This is a genomic window from Microbacterium sp. Ru50 (assembly GCF_002920555.1).
GTDB lineage: Bacteria > Actinomycetota > Actinomycetes > Actinomycetales > Microbacteriaceae > Microbacterium > Microbacterium arborescens.
The window spans coordinates 159,582-184,391 of sequence record NZ_PQSV01000004.1; the positions used below are offsets into that span (position 1 = coordinate 159,582).

Annotated in this window: 21 protein-coding genes; 12 read left to right on the forward strand and 9 right to left on the reverse strand. The window is 72.7% G+C overall.

Features of this window, described 5'->3' with window-relative positions; genetic code table 11:
- Positions 1 to 125: 125 nt before the first annotated feature.
- From C3481_RS14155 to C3481_RS14165, 3 genes are all read left to right on the forward strand, one after another.
- Positions 126 to 989, forward strand: a complete 864-nt coding sequence (locus C3481_RS14155) for a spermidine synthase (protein WP_103842954.1) — start codon at positions 126 to 128, stop codon at positions 987 to 989.
- A gap of 79 nt (positions 990 to 1,068) precedes the next feature.
- On the forward strand, positions 1,069 to 1,593 hold the full coding sequence (locus tag C3481_RS14160) for a hypothetical protein (RefSeq protein ID WP_036305638.1): 525 nt from the start codon (positions 1,069 to 1,071) through the stop codon (positions 1,591 to 1,593).
- 43 nt (positions 1,594 to 1,636) lie between these two features.
- On the forward strand, positions 1,637 to 2,125 hold the full coding sequence (locus C3481_RS14165; RefSeq protein ID WP_064955481.1) for a SprT-like domain-containing protein: 489 nt from the start codon (positions 1,637 to 1,639) through the stop codon (positions 2,123 to 2,125).
- Between the two features lie 88 nt (positions 2,126 to 2,213).
- On the opposite strand, the gene C3481_RS14170 is transcribed toward C3481_RS14165, so the two are convergent.
- Positions 2,214 to 2,858, reverse strand: a complete 645-nt coding sequence (locus C3481_RS14170) for a 2-phosphosulfolactate phosphatase (protein ID WP_064955482.1) — start codon at positions 2,856 to 2,858, stop codon at positions 2,214 to 2,216.
- 32 nt (positions 2,859 to 2,890) lie between these two features.
- Between C3481_RS14170 and C3481_RS14175 the strand changes: the two genes are divergently transcribed.
- Positions 2,891 to 3,421 (forward strand): hypothetical protein, encoded by a 531-nt coding sequence (locus C3481_RS14175; protein WP_023953985.1) that lies wholly within the window; start codon positions 2,891 to 2,893, stop codon positions 3,419 to 3,421.
- Positions 3,418 to 3,978 (forward strand): GNAT family N-acetyltransferase, encoded by a 561-nt coding sequence (locus C3481_RS14180; protein ID WP_258039133.1) that lies wholly within the window; start codon positions 3,418 to 3,420, stop codon positions 3,976 to 3,978. Before C3481_RS14175 ends, C3481_RS14180 begins: the two co-directional genes overlap by 4 nt.
- Positions 3,979 to 4,015: 37 nt before the next feature.
- On the opposite strand, the gene C3481_RS14185 is transcribed toward C3481_RS14180, so the two are convergent.
- The 5 genes from C3481_RS14185 to C3481_RS14205 form a co-directional block, all read right to left on the reverse strand.
- Positions 4,016 to 5,506 carry an ABC transporter permease gene (locus C3481_RS14185; protein ID WP_023953981.1) on the reverse strand — a complete coding sequence of 497 codons (1,491 nt, stop codon included), beginning with the start codon at positions 5,504 to 5,506 and terminating at the stop codon, positions 4,016 to 4,018.
- On the reverse strand, positions 5,503 to 6,264 hold the full coding sequence (locus C3481_RS14190) for an ABC transporter ATP-binding protein (protein WP_023953979.1): 762 nt from the start codon (positions 6,262 to 6,264) through the stop codon (positions 5,503 to 5,505). The genes C3481_RS14185 and C3481_RS14190 overlap by 4 nt, the downstream gene beginning before the upstream one ends.
- A gap of 107 nt (positions 6,265 to 6,371) precedes the next feature.
- On the reverse strand, positions 6,372 to 7,028 hold the full coding sequence (locus C3481_RS14195) for a response regulator transcription factor (RefSeq protein WP_023953977.1): 657 nt from the start codon (positions 7,026 to 7,028) through the stop codon (positions 6,372 to 6,374).
- On the reverse strand, positions 7,025 to 8,221 hold the full coding sequence (locus tag C3481_RS14200; RefSeq protein WP_023953975.1) for a sensor histidine kinase: 1,197 nt from the start codon (positions 8,219 to 8,221) through the stop codon (positions 7,025 to 7,027). Before C3481_RS14200 ends, C3481_RS14195 begins: the two co-directional genes overlap by 4 nt.
- Before the next feature lie 65 nt (positions 8,222 to 8,286).
- Positions 8,287 to 9,285, reverse strand: coding sequence for a diacylglycerol kinase family protein (locus C3481_RS14205; RefSeq protein ID WP_103842956.1), 999 nt, complete (start codon positions 9,283 to 9,285; stop codon positions 8,287 to 8,289).
- A 265-nt stretch (positions 9,286 to 9,550) separates the two neighbouring features.
- Here C3481_RS14205 and C3481_RS14210 point away from each other — a divergent pair, with 265 nt between their 5' ends.
- On the forward strand, positions 9,551 to 11,038 hold the full coding sequence (locus tag C3481_RS14210) for a DUF6421 family protein (protein ID WP_103842958.1): 1,488 nt from the start codon (positions 9,551 to 9,553) through the stop codon (positions 11,036 to 11,038).
- Positions 11,039 to 11,084: 46 nt separating this feature from the next.
- Complete coding sequence (locus C3481_RS14215) at positions 11,085 to 12,152, forward strand: low specificity L-threonine aldolase (RefSeq protein WP_103842960.1); 1,068 nt, start codon at positions 11,085 to 11,087, stop codon at positions 12,150 to 12,152.
- Positions 12,153 to 12,233: 81 nt separating this feature from the next.
- Here C3481_RS14215 and C3481_RS14220 read toward each other — a convergent pair whose 3' ends face one another.
- Positions 12,234 to 12,689, reverse strand: coding sequence for a VOC family protein (locus C3481_RS14220; protein ID WP_023953961.1), 456 nt, complete (start codon positions 12,687 to 12,689; stop codon positions 12,234 to 12,236).
- A 100-nt stretch (positions 12,690 to 12,789) separates the two neighbouring features.
- Here C3481_RS14220 and C3481_RS14225 point away from each other — a divergent pair, with 100 nt between their 5' ends.
- Positions 12,790 to 13,764 carry a YafY family protein gene (locus tag C3481_RS14225; RefSeq protein ID WP_103842962.1) on the forward strand — a complete coding sequence of 325 codons (975 nt, stop codon included), beginning with the start codon at positions 12,790 to 12,792 and terminating at the stop codon, positions 13,762 to 13,764.
- A gap of 23 nt (positions 13,765 to 13,787) precedes the next feature.
- Here C3481_RS14225 and C3481_RS14230 read toward each other — a convergent pair whose 3' ends face one another.
- On the reverse strand, positions 13,788 to 15,707 hold the full coding sequence (locus tag C3481_RS14230; protein WP_103842964.1) for a M3 family metallopeptidase: 1,920 nt from the start codon (positions 15,705 to 15,707) through the stop codon (positions 13,788 to 13,790).
- A 25-nt stretch (positions 15,708 to 15,732) separates the two neighbouring features.
- Positions 15,733 to 16,344: an NUDIX hydrolase family protein gene (locus C3481_RS14235; protein WP_023953954.1), complete on the reverse strand. Its 612-nt coding sequence runs from the start codon at positions 16,342 to 16,344 to the stop codon at positions 15,733 to 15,735.
- 57 nt (positions 16,345 to 16,401) lie between these two features.
- On the opposite strand from C3481_RS14235, the gene C3481_RS14240 reads away from it, so the two are divergent.
- The 4 genes from C3481_RS14240 (at position 16,402) to C3481_RS14255 (ending at position 24,796) form a co-directional block, all read left to right on the forward strand.
- A complete protein-coding gene (locus tag C3481_RS14240) occupies positions 16,402 to 17,055 on the forward strand; it encodes an alpha/beta hydrolase (protein ID WP_023953953.1) in 654 nt (217 codons plus the stop codon).
- Positions 17,056 to 17,270: 215 nt separating this feature from the next.
- The gene (locus tag C3481_RS14245; RefSeq protein WP_103842966.1) at positions 17,271 to 18,938 is read left to right on the forward strand and encodes an ABC-F family ATP-binding cassette domain-containing protein; all 1,668 of its coding nucleotides are present in this window, start codon (positions 17,271 to 17,273) and stop codon (positions 18,936 to 18,938) included.
- A 208-nt stretch (positions 18,939 to 19,146) separates the two neighbouring features.
- Positions 19,147 to 24,030 carry a DEAD/DEAH box helicase gene (locus C3481_RS14250; protein WP_103842968.1) on the forward strand — a complete coding sequence of 1,628 codons (4,884 nt, stop codon included), beginning with the start codon at positions 19,147 to 19,149 and terminating at the stop codon, positions 24,028 to 24,030.
- Entirely contained in the window at positions 24,023 to 24,796 is a 774-nt protein-coding gene (locus C3481_RS14255; RefSeq protein ID WP_088380735.1) for a DNA-formamidopyrimidine glycosylase family protein, read from the forward strand. Before C3481_RS14250 ends, C3481_RS14255 begins: the two co-directional genes overlap by 8 nt.
- Positions 24,797 to 24,810 lie beyond the last annotated feature (14 nt).

Sequence of the window (24,810 nt, forward strand, 5' to 3'; positions counted from 1 at the left end):
CGAGGTAATTGGGTCCGAACCTATACGGGCCGGAGGGTCGAAGTCATTACATCGATGTCTCGATCGTGTTTCGACTGCGCAGACCGGCTCGCCCACGTGCCGACACGGGCCGATAGCGTTGAGGGATGGCACGAGCGCGCGTCGAGGAGTCCGGTCCGCAGACCCGCCTGTCCGATGGCACGATCGCGCGCATCCTGGCGTCCTCGTTCACGTCGGGCTTCGAGCTCGACGTCGACGGCACGCCCCAGTCGCACGTCGACCTCGACGATCCGACGCACCTGCACTTCGAGTACATCGCCCGGATGGCGGCCGTCATCGACCGCCTGCGGATGCCGGGACAGCCGCTCACCGCGGTCCACCTGGGCGCCGGCGCGCTCACCCTCCCGCGCTACATCGCGCACACCCGGCCGGGTTCACGTCAGCAGGTGATCGAGCTCGAGCAGCCCCTCGTCGACCTCGTGCGCGAGGCGCTGCCGCTCCCCCGAGGCGCGCAGGTGCGCGTGCGCATCGGCGATGCCCGCGCCGTCGCCGAGAAGCTTCCCGCGGGCCTGACCGGCGCGGCCGACCTCGTCGTCTCCGACGTGTTCGCGGGGGCGCAGACCCCCGCCCACCTGACGACGGTGGAGTACTACCGCTCCCTCGCGCGGCTGCTCGACCCCAGCGGCGTGCTCCTGGTCAACGTCGCCGACGGCGCGGGGCTGGCCTTCGCCCGGCGCCAGGTCGCCACCGTCCGCGAGGTGCTTCCCGAGGTGCTGCTGCTCGCCGAGGTGCAGCTGCTGAAGGGCCGGCGCTTCGGCAACATCGTCATCGCCGCGTCGGCCTCGCCCCTGCCGTCGGAGTGGCTCCCGCGTCTGATGGCCGCCGGGGCGTTCCCCGCGAAGGTCGCGCAGGGTGCGGAGATCGACGAGTTCGCCCGGGGAGCCCGGGTCTCGACCGACGCCGACGCGACCCCGTCGCCGAAGCCGTCGGCATCCGTGTTCGAACGGTGATCGGCGCGGCGGGCGGCTGCATCCGGCGCTTTCGAGGAGACTGGGATCCACCGTTCTCGAGTCGCGGAGGTGGATGACGGTGGGCTACATCCTCGGGTACGACCCGGACACGCTGCGGGAGATCGTCGACCCGGAACAGTGCGCAGAGCGCCTCGCCGAGATCGGCGAGCAGCGCAGCCTGCCCGCGCTTCTCGAGCGCGTCTGGTTGCTGAAGGTGCTCGACCGGCTCGACGAGGCACTCGTCCTCGCGGAGCAGGCGGTGCGGGTGGCCCGCATGGCCGGGACCCGCAAGGACCTGCTGCGCGCCCGGGTGCTGCACGCGACGATCCTGCAGCACCGCGGTGCGTTCGCTGCGGCGATCCAGGAGCTGACGACGTGTGCGGAAGAGGCGGAGGGTCAGAGCTGGCCGCTGCTGGCGGCCTTCGCGTACCAGCACCGCGGCAAGGTCTCGTACGATGCCCGCGAGTACGCCGACGCCCGCACCGACTTCAAGCGTGCACTGTTCCTCCGTCAGGAGGGCGGCGCTCCCGAGGACCAGCTCGAGTCCACCCTGCTCGCCGTCGATGCCGCCGAGCGCCGCTCGCGCTCCATCATCGCCAGCTGAGCGCCGCGTACCGCTGTCTCACCCCGCGCGTAGCGTCGACCGCATGAGTGATCTCGATCGGGTCCGGGTCTGGGCGGAGGCGCTGATCGCAGCGCACCTCGACGACTCGTGGACGTTCCGGTTCGACAACGCCAAGCGCCGCGCGGGCCAGTGCGATTACACGCGCCGGTGCATCAGCGTCTCGCGCTACCTCGCGGCCCGGTTCGACGACGACGAGAACCACCAGACCCTCTTGCACGAGGTCGCGCACGCGATCGCGGGGCCCGCCGCCGGCCACGGTCGCGACTGGCTGCGCACGGCCCGTGAGCTCGGGTACGTCGGCGGCACGACCCATCGTGGTGAGACGGCCGTCGAGCTGGCCCCCTGGGTGGGCCACTGCCCCGCCGGTCATGTGGCCTACCGTCACCGCCGTCCCACGCGCGCGGCGTCGTGCCGGATGTGCGCGTCGTCGTACGACGAGCGCTACCTCTTCCGGTGGGTGCGCCGCGAGATCTCCTCGGCCGACCGGCGCGCTGCCGCGACCCCGCGCTGACCGATGGCACGAACTCCTCAGTTCTGGACGCACCGCCGCCGCCCCGGGCGCCTCGAGCTCGAATCTCGCGGATTCTGAGGAGTCGACGTCAGGCGGCGGTGAAGACGCCGTCGCGGAGCATCGGAGCGACCCGGTCGACCCCGATCTGCGCGGCGGCGAGCGCGTCGTCGCGAAGCCCGCGGTCGAGCAGCTCCTGCCCCGAACCGCTCGCCGTGAGCAGATGGCGCACCGCGCCGCCGAGTCCGCGGAACGATTCGCAGGCCGCCGCGGCCTCGGGCGAGGTGTGGTCGATGCCGAGCCGTGACAGCGCGTCGACGACGGCACCGGCGCCCAGCAGGTCTTCGACCGCGAACCGCAGCTCGGCCTGCCCGTCCGGCGAGAGCTCGCCCGCCGCGATCACGGCGATGCTCGTCCGAGCGCCGCGCCGCTGCTGCTCCGCGAGCGCAGCGGCCGCGACCGCCTCGGCGTTGCGCAGGCAGCCGAGCAGCACGACCGAATCGGATGCCGACGCGGCGATCACCGCGCCGTTGCGTGAGACCGCCCGCGCGGCGTCGTCGAGCGGGACGTGCTCGCCCGCAGCCACGCGTGCCGAGACGGTCGACGAGAACCGCAGCACGTCGACCACGACGACGACGTCGGCGGGTGCCGTACGACGAAGACCGGCGACTCCCCAGTCCAGGCGAACCTGGTAGCGCGACTGGTCGAACGGCGACGATACGGCGGGCGACGGCATCCGATCAGCCTACGACGGGGCAGACTGGGCTCATGCGCATCCTCCAGAAGCTCGTGCTCGACTGCGACGCCGACGCCGCCTGGCGCGCCCTCCACTCGCCGCGCGCCCTCGCCGAGCTCTACGCGCCGCTCATGGGGCTCGAGCCCCTCGCCGCCGAGGGCATGCCGACCTCGCTCGAGCCCGGCGCCGACGTGCCCGTGCAGCTGTCGGCTCTCGGGGTCCCGGTGGGGCGCCAGCTGATCCACGTGTCGGACCGCGCGGTCGAGGAACGCCGCCCCGGCGCGACGGAGGCATCGACGGTGCGGATCCTGCGCGACAGCGGCATCCCGCTGACCGGCCCCCTCTCGGTGCTCGACGTATGGGACCACCAGATGGCGGTCTCGCCCGCTCCCGGCGACCCGACCCGGACGCTGTGGCGCGAGCGCCTGGTCATCGGAGGCCTCGCCGCGCCGGCGCTGTGGCCGATGCTCTGGGCGACGTGGCAGTGGCGTTCGACGCGCCTGCGGCAGGTCGCGCCGACCTGGGCCTACGACCCCGAGCCTGCCGCCGATCCGGCATCGTGACCGCGGTCGCCGTGCGGCGGGCGGTGCCTGCCGATGCCGCGGCGATCGCGCGCGTGCACGTCCGCGGGTGGCACGAGGCGTACACGGGGCGGATGCCGCAGAGCATCCTCGATCGGCTCGATCTCGACCGCCTGACGCGGGTACGACGCGAGCTGCTCGGCCATGAGGAGCGGATCAGCGACCGATTGCCGTCGCAGACGACCGGGACGGTGCGGCCCCGACCCGCGCGCACGCACGACCTCGGCCGAACGTGGGTCGCCGTGACGGCCGGGTCGATCGTGGGGTTCGCGGTCAGCGGCGCCTCCCGCGACGACCCTCCCGTCGCCCCCGTCGAGCTGTACGCGATCTACGTCCTCGCCGCCCACCACGGCACCGGCGCGGGACAGGCCCTGATCGACGCCGCCCTCGGCGACGAGCGCGCGTCGCTGTGGGTCCTCGACGACAACCCGCGTGCCCACGCGTTCTATGCCCGCAACGGATTCCGCCCGGACGGCGCGGCGAAGGACGACACCAGCTGGGGCGAGAGCATCAGCGAGGTCCGGCTCGTCCGCGGATGACGGGCGAGCCGGACCGGCCGGCGACGGGTGAGCCGCGTCACTCGGCGAGCGCCTCCACCGGCGAGACCCGGGTTGCGAGGCGGGTGGGAACGACGGCGGCGACGAGCGTGAGCACGGCGGTGGCGACGACGATCCCGGCGACGGTGAGCCACGGGATGCCCGGCAGGACGAAGTTCGGCGCAAGCCACAGCGGCGGCACTCGCACCGACCCGAGCAGCGACTGCGCCGCGGCCCAGCCGTAGGCGATGCCGAGGAGCAGGCCGAACACGACCGAGGTGATCGTGATGTGCGCCGCCTCGAACAGCACCATCGAGCGGATCTGGCGCCCCGTGAGCCCCAGGGCGCGCAGCAGCCCGAGCTCTCGGGTTCGCTGCACGACGCCGATCGTGAGGAGGTTGACCAGACCGACTGCCGCGATCACGGCCGATACCCCGACGAGGGCCATCATGACCGCACTGAACGTGTCGAGCAGGCGAGCCATCTCACCCGACACCTCGCCCCCGCCCGACGCGGCCATGACGCCCTTGACCGACTCCGAGGCGACGGCGAACATCGTCACGAGCGTGACGCCCATCACCACGCCGATCGCCATGCGGCTCGACCGCTCCGGGTAGCGCAGCGCGTTCTCTGCCGCGAGCCGCGCCGACGCCGACCGACCGAAGAGCCGACCGGTCAGGCGGAGCAGCGGCGGCATGACGAGGGCGGCGCCCAGGCTCAGCCCGGTGAACGAGGCGAGCCCGCCGAAGAACGCGACGACGACGCCGAGGGGTGTGACGAAGCCGGCGAGGATGCCGAGGGCGAGCAGGACCGCACCTACCGCGAAGAGCGACACCGCGGTGACGCGGCGACGCGTGCGGCCGGCGGCCTCTTCCGCCGTGCGCGGCGCGGATCCCGCGAGGGCGGCGAGGGGCGTGACCTCGAGCACGCGGCGCGAGCCGGCCCACGCGGCGACCCAGGTCGTCAGCGCGACGACGAGCGCGGGCGCGAGGAGCACCGGCTGAACGATGCTGTAGTCGACGTTCAGTCCCCACGCCCGGGCGGCGAGCTCCTGCAGCCCGGCGGCCGCGGCGGTTCCGCCGATGAGCCCGATCACGGCTCCGATCGCGCCGACGATGAGGCCCTGCCGCGCGATACGGGAGCGCTGCGAGCGGGCCGACGCCCCGATGAGACGCATGAGTGCGATCTGACGGGTGCGCCCCGCGACGATCGTGGCGAAGGTGTTGGCCGTCACGATCGCGGCGACGTACATCGCGACGGCGACGAGCAGCACGCTGAGGATCGCGACGACGATGATGATGGTCTCGCCGCCGGAGAGGAACGGATCGGCCATGAGCCACGCGCCGATGAGTCCGGTCACCGCGACCAGCAGCACGCCGAACCCGCCGGAGATCGCGGCGACGAGCACCGAGGCCCCCATGCCCCGCTCGCGCAGCCACGCCCACCGCCCGGACGTCCTGGCCGACGGGCGCGGCCCGGGACGCTCGGACGCCGATGCGGATGCGGCGCCGGGCACGGTCACCGCGGTCATGCCGACACCTCGGCGGCGAGCATGTGGGCCGAGATCTCCTCGGCGCTCTGCCGGGGCTTGTCGGCGACGATGCGACCGTCGCCGAGGAAGATCACGCGGTCGGCGTGCGAGGCGGCGACCGGGTCGTGCGTGACCATCGCGATGGACTGACCGTGCTCGCGGCTCGCGGTGGCGAGGAGGGCGAGCACCTCTCGACCCGAGCGGGAGTCGAGGTTGCCGGTCGGCTCGTCGGCGAAGACGAGGTCGGGAGCGGTCGCGAGCGCTCGGGCGATCGCGACTCGCTGCTGCTGTCCGCCCGACAGCTCGTGCGGACGGTGCCGGAGGCGGGCCCCGAGCCCGAGGGAGTCGACGAGCCCGTCGATGCGCGAGCGCTCGAGCGCCGAGGGCGAGCGCCCGTCGAGCTCGAACGGCAATGTGATGTTGCCGATGACGTCGAGGGTCGGCACGAGGTTGAACGACTGGAACACGAAGCCGACGCGTCGCCGCCGCAGGATCGTGAGATCGAGATCGGACAGGCCCGAGATCTCGGTGTCGCCGATCCACGCGCGGCCCGACGTCGGCGCGTCGAGTCCGGCCATGATGTGCATCAGGGTCGATTTACCCGAGCCCGAGGGGCCCATGATGGCGGTGAACTCGCCACGACGGATGCCCACCGAGACACCGTCGAGGGCGCGCACCCCCGATTCGCCGGCGCCGTAGGTCTTGGAGAGGTTCTGGACCCGGGCGGCGAGGCCGAGGTCGGTGGTCGAGATCTGCATGTCTCCGACGCTACGAACCCCGCCGGACCCCGGCATCGGTCCGTCGTCGCGGGTGCGTACATCTCGCGGATGATCCCTCATCCGCCCGCGTCATCCGCCCGCGCGGGTCAGGCGAGCCCGTGCTCGAAGGCGAAGACGACGAGCTGCACGCGATCGCGCAGGGCGAGCTTGGCGAGGATGCGGCTGATGTGGGTCTTCACCGTCGCCTCGGAGAGGAACTCCCGCTGCGCGATCTCGGCGTTGGAGAGCCCGCGGGCGGCCAGCCCGAAGATCTCGCGCTCACGGTCGGTCAGCTCGGCGAAGGCAGCCGGAACCGGCTTCTGCTCGGGCGCCGAGAAGGTCGCGAAGAGCTCGCGCGTCGCCGAGGCCGCGATCACCGACGAGCCGGAGTGCACCGTGCGGATCGCGGCGAGCAGGAACTCGGGGTCGGCGTCCTTGAGCAGGAAGCCGCTCGCCCCCTGGCGGATCGCTCGCGCGGCCGCTTCGTCGAGGTCGAAGGTGGTCAGCATCACGATGCGCGGCGGCGCACCGTCGAAGACCGGGTCGTCGAGCAGCTGGGCGGTCGCGGTGAGGCCGTCCATGACCGGCATCCGGATGTCCATCAGTACGACGTCGGGTCGCGTCGCGCGGACGACGCCGATCGCCTCCGCGCCGTCCGACGCCTCGCCGACGACCTCCAGGTCGGGCTGCGAGGCGACGACCATGCGGATGCCGGCACGGAAGAGCGCCTGATCGTCGACGAGGACGACCCGGATGACGCTCACGCGGCGCCCCCGATGGGCAACGTCGCCGCGACGACGAAGGCGTCACCCCGGGGACCCACCTCGATGCTGCCGCCGATGAGCTGGGCGCGCTCGCGCATGCCGATGAGACCGTGTCCGCCCGTACGCACCGGGCCGGTCGCCTCGCTCGCCGGCGGGAGGGGGTTGCTCACTCGGACCTCCACGCGGTCGGGCAGCCAGGACAGGGACACATCCACGGTACCTCCCGCGCCGTGCCGGATCGCGTTCGTGAGGGCCTCCTGCAGGATGCGGTACACCGCGATCTGCACGGCCGCGGGCGGTTCGCCCGGCGGGGCGGGGTCGATGTCCACGCGCAGGTCGAGACCCGCGGCTCGCACCTGGGCGTACAGGACCTCGAGCTCCGCGATGGTCGGCTGCGGGCCCTCGCCCTCGCTGTGGCGCAGCTGCGTGAGCAGCATGCGCACATCGGCGAGGGCGGAGCGGGCGGTCGAGGAGATCGTCTGGAGCGACTCGGCAGCGGCATCCGGATCGGCCGCGGCGGCGTAGCGCGCGCCGTCGGCCTGCGCGATGACGACGGCGAGCGAATGGGCGACGACGTCGTGCATATCCCGCGCGATGCGGTTGCGCTCGAACTCCGCCGTCGCGCGCTCTTCGGCCTGCCGCTGGGCCTCCGCGTTGCCGCGCGCACGCAGGCCCACGCGGACGAGCGCTCCCACCGTCCACGCCAGGAGCAGACCGAAGACCGCCGCGATGAAGAGCATCGAGCCGGTGATGAGGTAGAACATGAGCTCGTCGCCGCCCGCGGTGATCGAGTATGCCGCCGTCGGGATGAGCAAGTACACGGTGATGGCCAGAGCGCCCGCGATCGAGGATGCGAACCCGAGCCAGAAGACCCGGTTCGTGCCGTAGGCCGCGCACGTGTAGAGCACCGCGAAGATCGCGATGTCGACCGGCAGCGGCGGGAGCTGCGCCAGCATCTGCAGAATCGCGCCGACCCACGCCAGAGCCAGCGCGACCGGCGGCGAGAGGCGGCGGAGCGCCACTGCAGCGCCGAACGGGACGACGAGGAGGATCGCGACGAATGCGGACACGCGATCGTTCGGGATGCCGACGCCCACGACGCCCACCCAGGTGAACAGCAGCATGAGCGCCGCGAATGCGACCGCCACCGAGACGTCGACGGAAAGCTGATAGCGGCGGAGCGGACGGAACACGCTATGACGGTACGCGAGCCCCGGGGGCGCGGCATCCCTCTGGCGATGTATCCGGCGGAGCGCTCTCAGCGCGCGTACACGCGCAGGCCGTCGGGGACCGCTCGCAACCGGAGCGGGTAGGAGCCCGTCGGTGTCTCGGTCAGCTCGCCGTCGTGTGCGAGCACCGGTGTCGCGCCGCCCGGCCGCACCGTCAGCTCGAGCTCGGAGACGACGGCCCGCTCGAGGTCGGATGCCGGCGGCATGAGCCGCAGCGCGCGCATGACGGCGAGGGTGCGGCGGCCGAACGCCAGCGAGGTCACCGCCCGCAGCCGCGTGCCCCGGGCGTGGTGGAGCCGGACATCGAGCACGGGCTCGTCGAGGCTCGCGCGACGCATCATCGCGATACGCCGCGGGTCATTGCGCCCGAGGCCGGCGAAGACCGACCAGACGACCGCGCGGCGCCCGTCGCGCACGATCGTGATGCGGTGGGCTCCGTGCATCTCGCGCCACGCCGCGACGGCGCCGCCCCACCATTTGCCGAGGCTCGTGCGCTTCTCCCGTTCGGCGAGCATCTCGGGGTAGGCGCCGAGCGACACCGCGTTGAGGACGGTGACGGGATCGCCGTCGTCGACGACCGCTTCGGCGACGACGACGCTGCGCACCGCGCCGGCCGCGAACGCGTCGAGGGCGGCCTCGATCGTCTCGAGGCCGGCCGCACGCGCGAAGTGGTTGAAGGTACCGCCGGGCAGGACGAGCAGCGGCAGGTCGTGACGACGCGCGAGGTGCGCGGCGCGCGAGACCGACCCGTCGCCGCCGAGGACGGCGAGTGCGCTCGGCGCGTCGTCGCCGCGCATCGCGTTGGAGACGATCTCGTCCATCGAGGATTCGCCCAGGGTCTCGACCCGCGCCTCGGGCAGCCGCCGCCGGATCTCGGGCAGCGGGTCGGGCCGGACCACGGACGTCCCCGCCCGCGAGTTCGTGATCAGCAGGACGCCGCGCCCGTCGGGGCCCGGCCCGTCAGCGCCCGGCCCGTCGGAGCGGTTGTCGGACGCGGGGCTGTCGGACGTGGGGCTGTCGGCGGGCATGCTGCGACGCTAACGCGGGCCGGGCGGCGCCTGCCACGCCTTGACAGTGGTGCGCGACAGGCAGACGGCGATACATCTGTCGGACCGCCGGGGCTGGTGTCGCATCGGAGCGCCGCCGAGGCCACATCAGCCCCGCCCGCCCGACGGGTGTATCGGCACGGTGCATCGCCACCACCGTCGCCGAAAGCCCGGCAGCCGGTTAGGCTGACGCCACCTGACCACCGCTCCCGCGCGGGAGCCGTACCTCGTAGATCGGAGGTTCCCCATGTCCATCGCTCAGACGCACCCCACCCCCGGTGCCACGAAGACGATCATCGGCGAGCCCGAGGTCGTCGAGGACGGCGGCGCGGTCGACGCCCTGAGTCTCGCGCTCGCGGACGGCGTCGAGCACGACCCCGCCTGGATCGCACTGCGCGACGCCGCGACGGCGCTGCAGGAGCTGCAGGCCGCCGACGGATCCGTGCCCGATCCCGGGGATCACGACACGGCGCGGCGCCACGTCGCGGCGATCACCGCCGCGATCGGCCGGCTCGCACCGCGCTTCCCGCACGACGCGGACTACCTCGGCGCGGCGATCCGGGACTTCGAACGATGGGCGCGGCCGGATCATCCGGACGGCACGGCTTCGACGGAGGGGGCATTCGGCGTGCCCGATTTCCTCGACTCGCTCGTCGCGTTCCGGCCGCAGCTCCACCGCGTCGACGGCATCCGTCACCTCGTCGTCTTCCCGATGTACACCCAGAACGGGTCGCGCAACCGTCACGTCGAGGCGCTCCTCGTCGAGACGATCTGGCCTGAGGCGATCGGCCGCCTCGAGACGATGTATCCGAACCGGCTCTTCGTCTCGCTGCGGCTGCTCGACTTCACGTCCGGGTACGACACCGACTCGGCCGTGCTGTTCCCCGAGACCGTCGCGATGCGCGAGATCCCCCCGTTCACGTGGGGCGCGATCTTCCAGGACCGCGAGGCGGCCCGCTACCGGCGCGTCGTGCGTGCCGCCTCCGAGATCACGAAGCTCGACCTGCCCGCCGAAGCAGCGGAGATGCTCGACGACCAGGCACTCACCGAGCGGGCGTTCGTGATGTGGGACCTCATCCACGACCGCACGCACATGCGCGGGGATCTGCCGTTCGATCCGTTCATGATCAAGCAGCGGATGCCGTTCTTCCTGTACTCCCTCGAAGAGCTGCGGTGCGATCTGACGGCGTTCCGCGAGTGCGTCGCGCTCGACCGGAGACTGAGCGCGGAGGCGGATCTCGACCCGGTCGACGCCGAGCTGCTGCGTCTTTCGCGGCTCGTGCAGTACGCCGTGATCTTCGACCGGATCTTCCGGTTCGCGATCACCGGCACGCGCGTGCGCAACTACGACGGGCTCGGCGGCCAGCTGCTGTTCGCCTGGCTGCACCGCCGGGGCGTGCTGCACTGGACCGACACCGCGCTCGCCTTCGAATGGCAGGAGGTGCCGGATGCCGTGGTCGCCCTGGGAGATGCGATCGACCGCCTGTACTGGGAGTCGATCGACCGCCCGAAGACCGCGCACTGGCTCGCGGCGTACGACCTCGTGCGCTCGGTGCTCGAACCGCACCCGGCGTCGGTGTGGGCGCGAGGCCTCCCAGACGAGGTGCTCGCGGGCGCGCCGAAGGGCTACACCGATGCGGTGCTGGACGACGAGTTCCCGCTGTCGATGTTCTACGAGGCGCTCGAGAAGAAGATGCGCGACGTGATCGCCTCCACCCGCGGCATCCGCGGCTGACCGCGAACCGGACCGAGGCCGCGCCCGAGGCTGAAAGGATGAGGTCATGACCTCCCTGCACGACACCTCGGTGCGCGGCTTCGCGTCCGACAACTACTCCGGCATCCACCCGGAGGTCCTCGCGGCGATCACCGCCGCCAACGACGGCCACCAGACCGCCTACGGCTCGGACGTGTACACCGCCCGGCTGCAGGACCTCGTCGGCGAGCACTTCGGCGCGGGTGCCGAGGCCTTCCCGGTCTTCAACGGCACGGGCGCCAACGTCACGGCGCTGCAGTCGATGCTGCCGCGCTGGGGCGCGGTGATCGCCGCGTCGACCGCGCACATCAACGTCGACGAGGGCGGCGCTCCCGAGCGCGTCGGCGGGATCAAGATCCTCAACGTCCCCACCGACGACGGCAAGCTCACCCCCGAGCTCATCGACCGCGAGGCGTGGGGCTGGGGCGACGAGCACCGCGCGCAGCCGCTCGTCGTGTCGATCACCCAGTCGACCGAGCTCGGCACGCTCTACACGCCCGACGAGCTGCGGACGATCGCCGACCACGTGCACGAGCGCGGGATGCGGCTGCACATGGACGGCGCGCGCATCGCGAACGCCGCCGCGGCCCTCGGCCTGCCGCTGCGCGCCATCACGCGCGACGTCGGTGTCGACGTGCTGAGCTTCGGCGGCACGAAGAACGGCGCGATGCTCGGCGAGGCGATCGTCGTGCTCGACCCCGCGGCATCCGAGGGGCTCACCTACCTGCGCAAGCTCAACATGCAGCTGTCGTCGAAGATGCGCTTCGTCTCGGCCCAGCTCGTCGCGCTGCTCGAGAACGACCTGTGGCGCCGCAACGCCGAGCACGCGAACGGGATGGCGCAGCGCCTGCGCTCGGCGGTCGAGGCGGGCATCGACGACGGCTCGGTGCGGGGCGTGGAGTTCACGCAGCCGACGCAGGCCAACGGCGTCTTCGCCGTGCTGCCCGAGGGCGTCGCCGATCGGCTGCGCGAGTCGTTCCGTTTCTACGATTGGGATGAGGGCCGGCGTGAAGTGCGGTGGATGTGCTCGTTCGACACGTCGGCATCCGACGTCGATGCGTTCGTCGCCGAGCTCGCGCGTCTGACGACCGCCTGACGACCTCCCGCGTCGGCGGGCATCCGCGCGACGCACGACGAGAGCCGCGGCGGAATCGATCCGACCGCGGCTCTCGGGCGCTCAGGCGGGGGTGACGCTGAAACTCCACGTGACGCCGAACCGGTCGGTGAGCATGCCGAAGCCCGCGCTCCACGCCGACGCGGCGAGGGGCTCGACGATGACGGCATCCGCGGCGAGCGCGTCCCACGGGCCGCGGAGCTCGTCGAGGCTCTCGGAACCGACCGAGACGAAGAACGCCTGATCGGTGATGGTGGCGTTGTCCTGACGGCGCGTCGAACCGCCGCCGGCGATCGATCCCTCGGCGCTGCCCGGGATGTCGTACGCCATCACGCGGAAGCCGGTGTTCCCGGCGACGAGTCCGAAGACGACGGCATCCGCGCCGGGGAGATCGGCGGGCATGCCGACCTCGGCGTACGTCGTGATCGAGACGTGCCCGTCGAAGGCGGCGCCGTAGAACTCGAGTGCCTGACGGGCGTCGCCGCGGAAGTTGAGGTGGGGGGTGGTCTGGATGGTCATCGCTGCTCCTGAGGAAAGGGCCGGCCCGATCGGCTCGACGACCTCACCCTGACAGCCCTTGCGGTCAGTTTCTGTCCGCAAGGGCGGATACGGTGGGGCGATGACGACGACCTCGCGGCTGCTGACCCTGCTGTCGCTCCTACAGGCGCGCCGCGACTGGCCGGGCGGAGTGCTGGCGTCGCGACTGGGTGTCAGCGATCGCACGGTGAGGCGGGACGTCGAGCGCCTCCGCGACATGGGATACCGCATCCGGGCGACGACCGGCCTCGACGGCGGCTACCGGCTCGAAGCCGGCAGCGAGCTGCCGCCGCTCCTCTTCGACGAGGATCAGACCATCGCGGCGGCCCTCGCCCTGCGAACCGCTCCCGCCCTGGGCGCGGGCATCGGAGAGGCCGCGGCACGCGCCCTCGCGACGATCCGGCAGGTCATGCCCTCCCGGCTCCGGCATCGGCTCGACGCGCTGGCCCCGACCGTCGTGGGCCGTCCGGGGGATGCCGTCGCGGCGGACGTCTCGCTCGAGGTTCTGTCGACCCTGGCGAACGCCATCCGCGACGGTGTCGCGGTGCGGTTCGACTACGGCGAGGCGCGCGATGCGGATGCCGTCGGGTCCGCGCCGCCCCGGCGCGCGGAGCCGCATCATCTCGTGGCGTCGGACGGCCGCTGGTACCTCGTGGCGTGGGACCTCGACCGCGACGACTGGCGCCTGTACCGGGTGGACCGGGTCCGTCCGCGGCTCCCGGCCGGCGCCCCCTTCACGCGGCGCGCGCTGCCCGGCGGCGACGTCGACGCGTTCGTCTCGGCACGCTTCCGCGGGTCGGATTCGACAGCATGGCCGTGTCGCGGGTCCGTCGTGCTCGACCTGCCGGCGTCTGCTGTCGCGCCGTTCGCGGGCGATGGCACGGTCACCCCGCTCGACGACGGACGCTGCCGACTCGACGCCGGGTCATGGTCGTGGACCGCGCTCGCGGCGGCGTTCGGACGGTTCGACGCCGAGCTCGAGGTCGTCGGTCCGCCCGAGCTCGCCGACGCGTTCGCGCTCCTCGCCGACCGCTACGCCCGCGCGGGCACCGGCTGACGAACCGCCGCCGAGGCCTCCGCTCAGGCGCCCGCGAGCCAGGCTCGGTAGGCGTCGAACGAGTACGGGCGACCGAGGAAGTCGGCGACGAGGTCGGCCGCGTCGCGGCTGCCGCCCGGCTCGAGGATGCGCTCGCGGTAGCGGGTCGCGACGGCGGGGTCCATGAGGTCGTCGCCGAACGCCGAGAGCAGGTCGCGGGCGATGACGAGGCTCCACTGATACGTGTAGTAGCAGGCGCCGTATCCGGTGAGGTGCCCGAAGCCGGCATACGTGTGTCCGTTCGGCAGCGGGTGCACCGGCGACGAGGCGCGGTACCAGCCCTCGACGGCCGCCTGCAGATCGCTCGGCCGCTCGACGTGCAGACCGTACGAGACATTGGCGTGCCCGAGCTGGCGGGTCACCTCGAGCGCTCGACCGAAGGCGTCGGCGACCCGCATCCGCTCGACCAGGTCGGCGGGGATCGGCTCGCCGTCGGCGTTGCGCGCGAACGTCGCCAGCACACCGGCATCCCAGGCCCATTCCTCGAGCAGCTGGCTCGGCGCCTCGACGAAGTCCCACTCCGTCTCGATGCCGCTGAAGTCGGCCCACACGGCGTCGGCGCCGCCGAGGATGCCGTGGACGAGGTGTCCGAACTCGTGGAAGAACGTCACGACCTGGTCGTGCTCGAGCAGTCCGCGCGAGAAGTTGCAGAGCAGCACGCCCTCCGGAAGCGAGCGTCCCGCGATGCCGGGCGCGAGGTTGAAGCACGCGGCGTGGTTGTACTTGCCCTCGCGCGGGTGGAGGTCGAGGTGGATGCGCCCCAGCCGGCGATCAGCGCGGACGACGTCGTAGCTGCGGACGTCCGCGTGCCAGGCGCCTGCCTCGACGGGCACGTACGACACGTCGAGCAGCCGCGCCGTGACGTCGAGCACGCCCGCCAGGACGTTGTCGAACGCGAAGTAGGCGCGCACCTCCTGCGCGTCGACGGCGTAGTCCTCGCGCTTGAGCGCGCTGAGGAGGTACCAGAGGTCGGCCGCGGTGACCGCGTCGGCGTCGGGCTCGTCGACACGCAGCCGCGCGAGCAGCCGGTCGTATTCCGCGGCGGCGGCCTCGCGCGTCGCCGCGTCGATGTCGTCGAGGAACGACCGGATCGCCGCGCTCGAGCCGATCATGCGCGTCTCGGTCTCGTAGTCGGCCCAGTCGCCGTAGCCCAGCAGCTCCGCGCGCTCGGCGCGCACGGCGAGCAGCTCGGCGAGGACGGGGTCGTTATCGGGCCAGGCGAGGTCGTTGTAGACCGACAGCAGCGCCGTGCGCGTCGACCGGCGCACCGCGAACTCGCGGACCGGCATGAGGTCGGTGTACTCGGTCGTGAGGGTGATGAGGCCCTCGCCGTCGGCGGGGTGGGCGTCGACGAAGTCCTGCGGCAAGCCCTCGAGCGCATCGGCGGGAAGCTTCAGCTCGCGGCGTCCGTCGCGGATGTTGCGCGAGAACTGCAGCGAGAGCTCGGTGTCGCGCTCGGCGAGCCGGCGCAGCCGTTCGCGGGTCGACTCGTCGCGGTCGACGCCGCCCCGGCGGAAGTCACGCTGGATGTGGGCGAGCAGGCGGCGGGCGGCGGCATCCAGCCCGTCGGTCGCGAGCCCGTCGAAGACGGCGAAGAGCGAGGGGTCGAGCGCCCGCTGCGACAGGAGGGCGTCGATCGCCTGCACGCGGGCCTCGGCTGCGTCGCGAACGTCGGCGTCGGGATGCGATTCGCTCAGCAGGGATGCCTCGGAGGCGGCCTCGGCGATCGCGATCGACGCCTCGTTCCACAGCTGCAGGCGCGCCAGCGGCGACAGGTCGCGCCCCGCGATCAGCTGCGCGTCGATCTCGCGGACACGGGCGATGCGGGCATCCGGGCGCTCGGCGGCGAACGCGAGCCATCCGGCGTGGTCGGCGGGGAAGACGAGGGGCTGCGGATCGGTCATGCCCCGAGCCTACGCAGGACGCGCCTCAGCGGAGCGCACCCACCGAGGCGAGCGCGAGGCGGATGAGCGTGCCGCGGCCACCCTCCATCTCGGCGGCGAGGGCGTCGGATGCCGCTTCCGCGGGGTCGAGCCACGTGACCTCGAGAGCATCCTGACGGGGCTCGCACGTGCCCGTGACCGGCACGACGAAGGCGAGGGATACCGCGTGCTGGCGGTCGTCGTGGAACGGGCTGACCCCGGGGATCGGGAAGTACTCGGCGACCGTGAAGGGCGTCGGCGACGCGGGCAGGAGCGGGAAGGCCATGGGCCCGAGGTCGTTCTCGACGTGCCGGAACAGTGCGTCGCGGATCGTCTCGCCGTAGCGCACGCGGCCCGAGACGATCGTGCGGGTCATCTCCCCGACCGGCGTGGCACGGAGCAGGATGCCGACCTGGGTGACGGCCCCGAGCCCGTCGGTGCGCACCGGCACCGCCTCGACGTAGAGCATCGGCAGCCGGCGGCGGGCCTCGGTGAGCTCGACGTCGCTGAGCCACGCCGGGTTCGCAGCGCCGCCCCCGGGGGCTCCGCGTAGCGGATCGGCCGGGAGCGACGACTCGCCGCGCTCGTCGGGATCGGGGTCGGGGGTGCGCACGGCCATGCCTCATGTATACCAATGACCCTCGGCGGTGTCGGAAGGGGCTGGCAGGATGGTCGCATGTCGTCGGTCCCGGCTCTCGATCCCGCCGCCGTCCGCTGGTCGGCCGCTCCGGCCGAGCGCGCCGGCCGCCCGCTGCTGGTCATGATGCACGGCTACGGCTCGGACGAGAACGATCTGTTCGCCCTCGCCCCGCACCTGCCCGCCGAATACGTCGTGGCGGCGGTGCGCGCCCCGCTCGCCCCGCCTTTCCCGACGCCGGGATGGTCGTGGTACCCGATCGAGGGTCTGAACGGTCGTGATCCGCAGGCCACGACGGCCGCCGCGCGCGCCCTGACCGAGTGGATCGACGCGGAGCGCGCCGACGCGGCATCCGTCGGGCTGCTCGGCTTCTCGCAGGGCGGGGTCATGGCGATCGAGGCCCTTCGGGTGCGCCCGCACGACTACGCTTTCGCGGTGATCCTGTCGGGTTACGCCAACCCGACCGACCTCGACACCGACGCCGAGCTCGCCGCACGGCGCCCGCCCGTGTTCTGGGGTCGCGGGGCGCTCGATGACGTCATCCCGCCCGCTCTCATCGCGCACACGGCGCAGTGGCTGCCCGGCCGGGTCGACCTGAGCGGCCGCGTGTATCCCGATCTCGGGCACGCCGTCTCGGCGGAAGAGCTGCGAGATATCGCGACGTTCCTGCACAAACAGCTCCCCGCGGCGTAGACTGCCCGGACCCCTGTCCCGAGTGTGAGGAACGACCGTTGATCGGTTTCGACGCGACCGCGCTGTGATCCCGCGCTGATCCGTCGACCCCTCGGGCGTCCGACCTGGCCAGCGCATTCTTCGATTTCCGCGCTGGCCGCCGGACCGTTCCGCCCCGGTCGGGGTGTCTTCGGTGTCGGTCGTGCCCGCGCCCGACGACATCCGAGGAGGCAGTCATGCCCCATTCCGCACCCGCGGTCGTCCTCGACCGCATCACCCTCATCCATCCCGACGGCACCCCCACCGTCCGCGACGTCTCGGGAACCTTCGGCGCCGGACGCACCGGCCTGGTCGGTCGCAACGGCTCGGGCAAGACCACGCTGCTGCGGCTGATCGCGGGCGAGCTCGCGCCGACCTCCGGCTCGGTCGCCAGGTCCGGACGGGTCGAACTGCTGCCGCAGCGCCTGACCCTCGACGTCGGCCGGCGGGTCGCCGACGTGCTCGGGGTGGCCGCCGTCGTCGACGCCGTGCGCGCCGTCGAGTCGGGCGACGTCGATCCCCGCCACTTCGACACGATCGGCGACGACTGGGATGCCGAGGCTCGAGCCACGGCCGCGCTGGCGGCGGCCGGTCTGCCGGCGGGCGCGCTCGACAGGCGCGTGGGCGAGCTCTCCGGGGGCGAAGCCGTGCTCGCCGCGCTCGTCGGCGTACGGCTGCGCGGAGCCGAGATCACGCTGCTCGACGAACCCACGAACAACCTCGACCGCGACGCCCGCGACCGCGTCGGCGAGCTCGTGCGCGGGTGGCGGGGTGCGCTCATCGTCGTCAGCCACGACACGACGCTGCTCGAGCTCATGGACGACACCGCCGAGCTCTACGGCGGGGCCTTGGATACCTTCGGCGGGCCGTACTCCGAATGGCGGGCGTGGCGGGATGCCGAGCAGGCGGCGGCTCGTCAGGCCGAGACCACCGCAGCCGCAGCCCTCCGGCGCGAGCGGCGCGACCGGGTCGAGACCGAGACGAAGCTCGCGCGGCGGTCGGCGATGGGAGCGAAAGCGCAGCGCGAGAAGCGCGTGCCCGGGATCATCTCGGGCAACCGGGCATCGGCCGCACAGGTGTCGGCCGGTCGCGCGCGCGGCGAGGCGTCCGAACGGGAAGCAGCGGCTCATGCGGCGCTCGATGCGGCGGGGCGGCGGGTCCGCGACGACGACACCGTCCGGATCGACCTGCCCGATCCCGGCGTCGCGGCGGGCCGGCGCCTCGCGACGATCGGCGACGGCGAGCGCTCGTGGGTCGTTCAGGGGCCCGAGCGGGTGGCGCTCATCGGGCCGAACGGCGCGGGGAAGACGACGCTTCTCGAGATGCTGGTGCGGTCGGCGAGCGCTAACTCCTCAGAATCCGGCGCTGCGGCATCCGATGGCCGCTCTGCCGGCCCCGACACCTCCGATCTGAGGGGTCACGGCACGGCGGTCGCGCACACCGACCGCGTCGGCTACCTGTCGCAGCGCGTCGACGGGCTGCGGGACGACGCGACGGTGCTCGACAGTGTGCGCGAGGCGGCCCCTGGCTCGACCGACGTCGAGCTGCGGAACCGACTCGCGAGGTTCCTGCTGCGCGGCGACACCGTCCTGCGCCCGGTCGCGGCGCTGTCGGGCGGGGAGCGGTTCCGGCTGGCGCTGGCCTGCGAGCTGCTGGCCGATCCCCCGCCGCAGCTGCTCGTGCTCGACGAGCCGACGAACAACCTCGATCTCGACACGGTCGACCAGCTCGTCGAGGCCCTCGCCGCCTACCGCGGCGCCGCGCTGGTGGTCAGCCACGACGACGGTTTCCTCTCGCGCCTCGCGCCCACTCTGACCCTCGAGCTGCGCGACGGCCTGCTGTCCGAGGCCGCGCCTGTGTCGTGAGTCGAGGCCCCGGTTAGGCCGGGCCGGTCGACGTCCCAGTTGGGCCGGGAACGTCCGTCCTGTTCCCGGCTCAACTGGGACCTCGCGGGGCTGAGCGGGACAATGCGGGGCACCGGGGGGCTCCGGGCGGGGCCGGGCGGGGCTGGCACGGCGGATGCCGCGGGCGCAAGGCCGCGCCGATGTCGGAGGTCCGCGCGAAGATGAAGGCATGGCCGATGTGCTCGCCCGATTCTCCGCGCCCACCGCGGACTGGTTCCGTGGCGCGTTCTCCCAGCCCACGTCGGCGCAGGCCGGTGCGTGGGAGGCCATCTCCGCCGGCAAGCACGCCCTCGTGGTCGCCCCGACCGGCTCGGGCAAGACGCTCTCGGCGTTCCTGTGGGCGATCGACCGCATCTTCCGCGACAAGGTGGCGGCCGGCCCCGTCGATGACAAACCGGCGAAGCGCAGAAAGGCGGATGCCGCGCCGGCCGACACCCGCGTCCTGTACGTCTCACCGCTGAAGGCGCTGGGCGTCGACGTCGAGCGCAACCTGCGGTCGCCCCTCGTCGGCATCGGACAGTCGGCGCGCCGCCTCGGTCAGCCCGTCCCCGACGTGACGGTCGGAGTGAGATCGGGCGACACCTCCTCAGCCGACCGGCGCGCCCTGGTCGCCCGACCACCCGACATCCTCATCACGACGCCCGAGTCGCTCTACCTGATGCTCACGTCGCAGGCATCCGAGACGCTGCGCGGCGTCCACACCGTCATCGTCGACGAGGTGCACGCGGTGGCGGCCACGAAGCGCGGTGCGCACCTTGCCGTCAGCCTCGAACGCCTCGATGCGCTGCTCGAGAAGCCGGCGCAGCGCATCGGCCTCTCGGCCACCGTGCGTCCGATCGACGAGGTGGCGCGCTTCCTCGGCGGCGCCGCTCCGGTCGAGATCGTCGCCCCGAAGGCGTCGAAGGCGTTCGATCTCAATGTCGTCGTGCCGATCCCCGACATGCTGCATCCCCCGGCCCCGCCCGGCGCCGAGGATGCGGGTGCCGCCAGCGCTCCGAGCGGCCGCGACGACGGGGACGACGACGGCGAAGATGACGATGGCGACGGGGCCTGGTACCGCGCGCCGCAGGCGACGGAGGTCACCGGGTCGGTCTGGCCTCACGTCGAGGAGGCGATCGTCGACCGCATCCTGCAGCACCGCTCGACGATCGTGTTCTCGAACTCGCGTCGCCTCGCCGAGCGCCTGACCGGACGCCTGAACGAGATCTACACCGAGCGTCTCGGGGGCGACCTTCCCGAGCCCGCCGTCCCCGCGGGCATGTGGGCCCACGGAGCGGAGGCTCCGGGCGGCGCGAAAGCGGCGTCCGGAGGGGCGAACGGGGGGGCGCAGGCCGGCGCCTCCGCCGGCGCCGAGCCGGTGCTCGCGAAGGCGCACCACGGCTCGGTGTCGAAGGAGCAGCGCGCTCAGGTCGAAGACGAGCTCAAGTCGGGCGTGCTCCGCTGCGTCGTCGCGACCTCGAGCCTCGAGCTCGGCATCGACATGGGCGCGGTCGACCTCGTCATCCAGGTCGAGGCGCCGCCGTCGGCGGCATCCGGACTCCAGCGCGTCGGACGCGCCGGCCACCAGGTCGGCGAGGTCAGCCGCGCGGCGCTGTTCCCCAAGCACCGCGGCGACGTGCTGCATACCGCCGTCGTCACCGAGCGGATGCTGGCGGGCAAGATCGAGGCGATCGCGGTTCCGCAGAACCCCCTCGACATCCTCGCTCAGCAGACGATCGCCGCGTGCGCGACCGGCACGATCGAGGTCGAGGCCTGGTTCGAGACGGTTCGGCGCAGCGCGCCCTTCCGCACGCTCCCCCGCTCGGCGTACGAAGCGACGCTCGATCTGCTCGCGGGCCGCTTCCCCTCCGACGAGTTCGCCGAGCTGCGCCCGCGGCTGGTGTGGGACCGCGATCAGGGCACGCTCACGGGGCGCCCCGGCGCGCAGCGCATCGCTGTCACGAGCGGTGGCACGATCCCCGATCGCGGGCTGTTCGGGGTCTTCGTCGCCGGCGAAAGCCGTAACGCGCGCGTCGGCGAGCTCGACGAGGAGATGGTCTACGAGTCGCGCGTCAACGACGTGTTCACTCTCGGTACGACCAGCTGGCGCATCGTCGAGATCACGCATGACCGGGTCAACGTCGTGCCCGCGTTCGGCCAACCGGGCAAGCTCCCCTTCTGGCACGGCGACGGCCTGGGGCGCCCGGCCGAGCTCGGCGAGGCGCTGGGAAAGTTCAGCCGCGAGGTGTCGGCAGCCGGCCCCGAGAAGGCGTCCGAGCGGCTGCGCGAATCGGGGCTCGACGACTATGCGATCGAGAACCTCCTGGCTCACCTCGCCGAGCAGCGCGAGGCCACCGGCAGCCTGCCCACCGACCGAACGCTGACCGTCGAGCGCTCCCGCGACGAGGTCGGCGACTGGCGCGTCATCCTGCATTCCCCGTATGGCATGCACGTGCACGCTCCGTGGGCGCTGGCCGTCAACGCACGCATCCGCGAGCGTCTCGGGGTCGAAGGCGCGGCCGTCGCGAGCGATGACGGCATCATCGCGCGCGTCCCCGACGCGGCTGCCGAACCGCCCGGCGCCGACCTCTTCGTCTTCGACGCCGACGAACTCGAACAGATCGTCACCGACGAGGTCGGCGGCTCCGCGCTGTTCGCCTCGCGCTTTCGGGAGTGCGCGGCCCGCGCCCTGCTGCTGCCGAGACTGAACCCGAACAAGCGCGCGCCGCTGTGGCAGCAGCGGCAGCGGTCGGCGCAGCTGCTCGAGGTCGCGCGGCGGCATCCGTCGTTCCCGATCATCCTCGAGACGCTCCGCGAAGTGCTGCAGGACGTCTACGACCTGCCGGCACTCCTGCGCATCACGCGCAGCATCGCCGACCGCCGCATCCGTCTCGTCGAGACGACCACGTCGCAGCCGTCGCCGTACGCTCGCGATCTGCTCTTCGGCTACGTCGGCGCGTTCATGTACGAGGGCGATTCACCGCTCGCCGAACGCCGCGCCGCGGCTCTGTCCGTCGATCCCGCGCTGCTTTCGGAGCTCCTCGGCAAGGTCGAGATGCGCGAGCTGCTCGACCCCGAGGTCATCGCCCAGTTCGAGCGCGAGGCGCAGCGTCTGGCCCCCGACAGACGCGCGCGCGGGGTCGAGGGCGTCGCCGATCTGCTCCGCATCCTGGGCCCGCTCGCCGCCGACGAGGTCGCAGCACGCCTCGAAGAGTCCGCCGGCACCGGCACAGCGGAGGAGACCGGCACAGCGGAGGACGCGCACGCCGCGCCCGCTCCTGCGGACGGGGGCTCCCCTCCCGCGCACCGCGTCGCCGAGGCCGCCGACCTGCTGCAACAGCTCGTGACCGCCCGCCGCGCGATCCCGGTCACGATCGCAGGCGTGCAGCGGACGGCGGCGATCGAGGATGCCGGACGCCTGCGCGACGCGCTGGGCGCGGCGCTCCCCGTGGGAATCCCCACCGCCTTCCTCGAGCCGGTCGTCGACCCCCTCGCCGATCTCGTCGCACGCCATGCACGAACGCATGGGCCGTTCCGCACCGCGGATGTCGCGACGCGGCTCGGCATCGGCACCGCCGTGGCGCGTCAGACGCTGCAGCGGCTCGAGTCGCAGGGGCGCATCGCGAGCGGCTACTTCCTGCCCGAGAGCTCCGGCAGCGAGGCCGACGACCTCGAATGGTGCGACTCCGAGGTGCTGCGCCGGCTGCGGATGCGGTCGCTCGCGGCGATCCGGGGCAGCGTCGAGCCGGTGTCGCCCGAGGCGTTCGCGCGGTTCCTGCCCGTGTGGCAGCACGTCACCCGGCCGCTGGAGGGCGTCGACGGCGTCGCCGCCGTGATCGAGCAGCTCGCCGGTGTCCCGATTCCCGCGAGCGCGTGGGAGTCGCTCATCCTTCCCTCGCGGGTGCGTGACTACGCGCCGGGAATGCTCGACGAGCTCACCGCCACCGGCGAGGTCGTGTGGTCCGGGCACGGCACTCTGCCCGGGCGCGACGGCTGGATCGCGCTCCATCCTGCCGACATGGCTCCCCTCACGCTCGCGCTGGCCGACGCCGACTCCGAGGCCGACGAGTCGTCGACCGCAGGCGATCTCGACGTCCGTATCCTCGAGGCTCTCGCCGTCGGCGGCGGCTGGTTCGCGGGGCAGCTCGTCGCCGCGATCGGCGCCCCCAACGAGCAGAGCGTGCTCGACGCGCTCTGGCGTCTCGCGTGGGCGGGCCGGCTGACCAACGACACGTTCACGCCGGTGCGCTCCCTCCTCTCGGGCGGATCGCAGGCTCACCGCAGCGCCCGCCGCACACCGCGGTCCCGCCTGTACCGCGGCACACCTCTGGCGCGCCCCACTACGCCGGCGGCGCCGCGCCCGTCGACGCTCGGCGGCCGGTGGTCGCTCCTGCCCGCCGTCGAGCCCGATCCATCGCTCCGCGTAACGGCATCGGCGGGGCTCCTGCTCGACCGCTACGGCGTCGTCACCCGGGGCAGCGTGCAGTCCGAGGGTGTTCCCGGCGGTTTCGCGCAGGTCTATCGCGTTCTCGCGGGCTTCGAAGAGGCGGGCCACTGCCGCCGCGGCTATGTCATCGAGACCCTCGGCGCCGCGCAGTTCGCGGCATCCGTCACCGTCGACCGCCTGCGTGAGTTCGCAGCGCTCCCCGATCCGCCGCCGCGGCGCGCGGTCACACTGGCCGCGACCGACCCGGCGAATCCCTACGGTGCAGCCCTCGGCTGGCCGGCGCTCGAGGGCGTCTCGCATCGACCGGGCCGGAAGGCCGGCGGCGTCGTGGTGCTCGTCGACGGTGCGCTCGTGCTCTATCTCGAGCGCGGCGGGCGTTCGGCGCTCGCCTTCACCGACGACGAGGAGGTGCTGACCGCGGCCGCAGCCGATCTCGTGAGAACGGCTCAGGCACGGCGCCTCGACACACTCACCGTCGAGCAGGTCAACGGCGAGTTCGTCTACAACACCCCGACCGGGCGGGCGCTGCGTGCGGGCGGTTTCGTCGAGTCGTCGCGCGGCCTCACGCTGCGCCGACTGACCGCGGGCTCGCGGGCGGCGATGTCGGGAAGCGGCGAGCGTGCCTGAGGGTGACACCGTCTTCCGGGCGGCGCGGAAGCTGGGTGAGGCGCTCGTCGGTCAGGAGGTCACGCGCTTCGACGTCCGTGTTCCCGGCAGTGCGACAGCCGACCTGCGCGGCGAGACCGTCTCGTCGTCCATCGCCCGCGGCAAGCACCTGCTGCTGCGCATGGGCGCATTCAGCTTGCACTCGCACCTGAAGATGGAGGGCCGCTGGCACGTCTACCGGCACGGTGAGCGCTGGCGGGCGCCCGCCTTCCAGGCACGCGCGATCGTCGGAACGCGCGACCGGGATGCCGTCGGCTTCGAGCTCGCGATGGTCGAGGTCCTCCCGACCGCCGAGGAGGACCGACTCGTCGGCCACCTCGGGCCCGACCTGCTCGGTCCCGACTGGGACCTGGCCGAAGCGGCGCGGCGCGTGGGCACGGATGAACGTGCCGCCCACGTCGCCCTGCTCGACCAGCGGAACGTCGCCGGCTTCGGAAACGTCTACGCGAACGAGCTGCTCTTCGTGCGCGGCATCCTGCCCACGACGCCTGCCACCCAGATCGACGCGACCGCCGTGCTCGAGACCGGGTACCGGATGATCCACGCCAATCGCGATCGCGCGGCGCGCACCTTCACCGGCAACGACCGGCCCGGCCAGCGGATGTGGGTCTACGGCCGCGAGAACAAGCCGTGCCGCCGGTGCGGGACGCTGATCCGCGCCGGCGAGATCGGAGCGCTGCCCACGAGCGAGCGCAACATCTTCTGGTGCCCGCGCTGCCAGACCTGACGCGCGGCCAGACC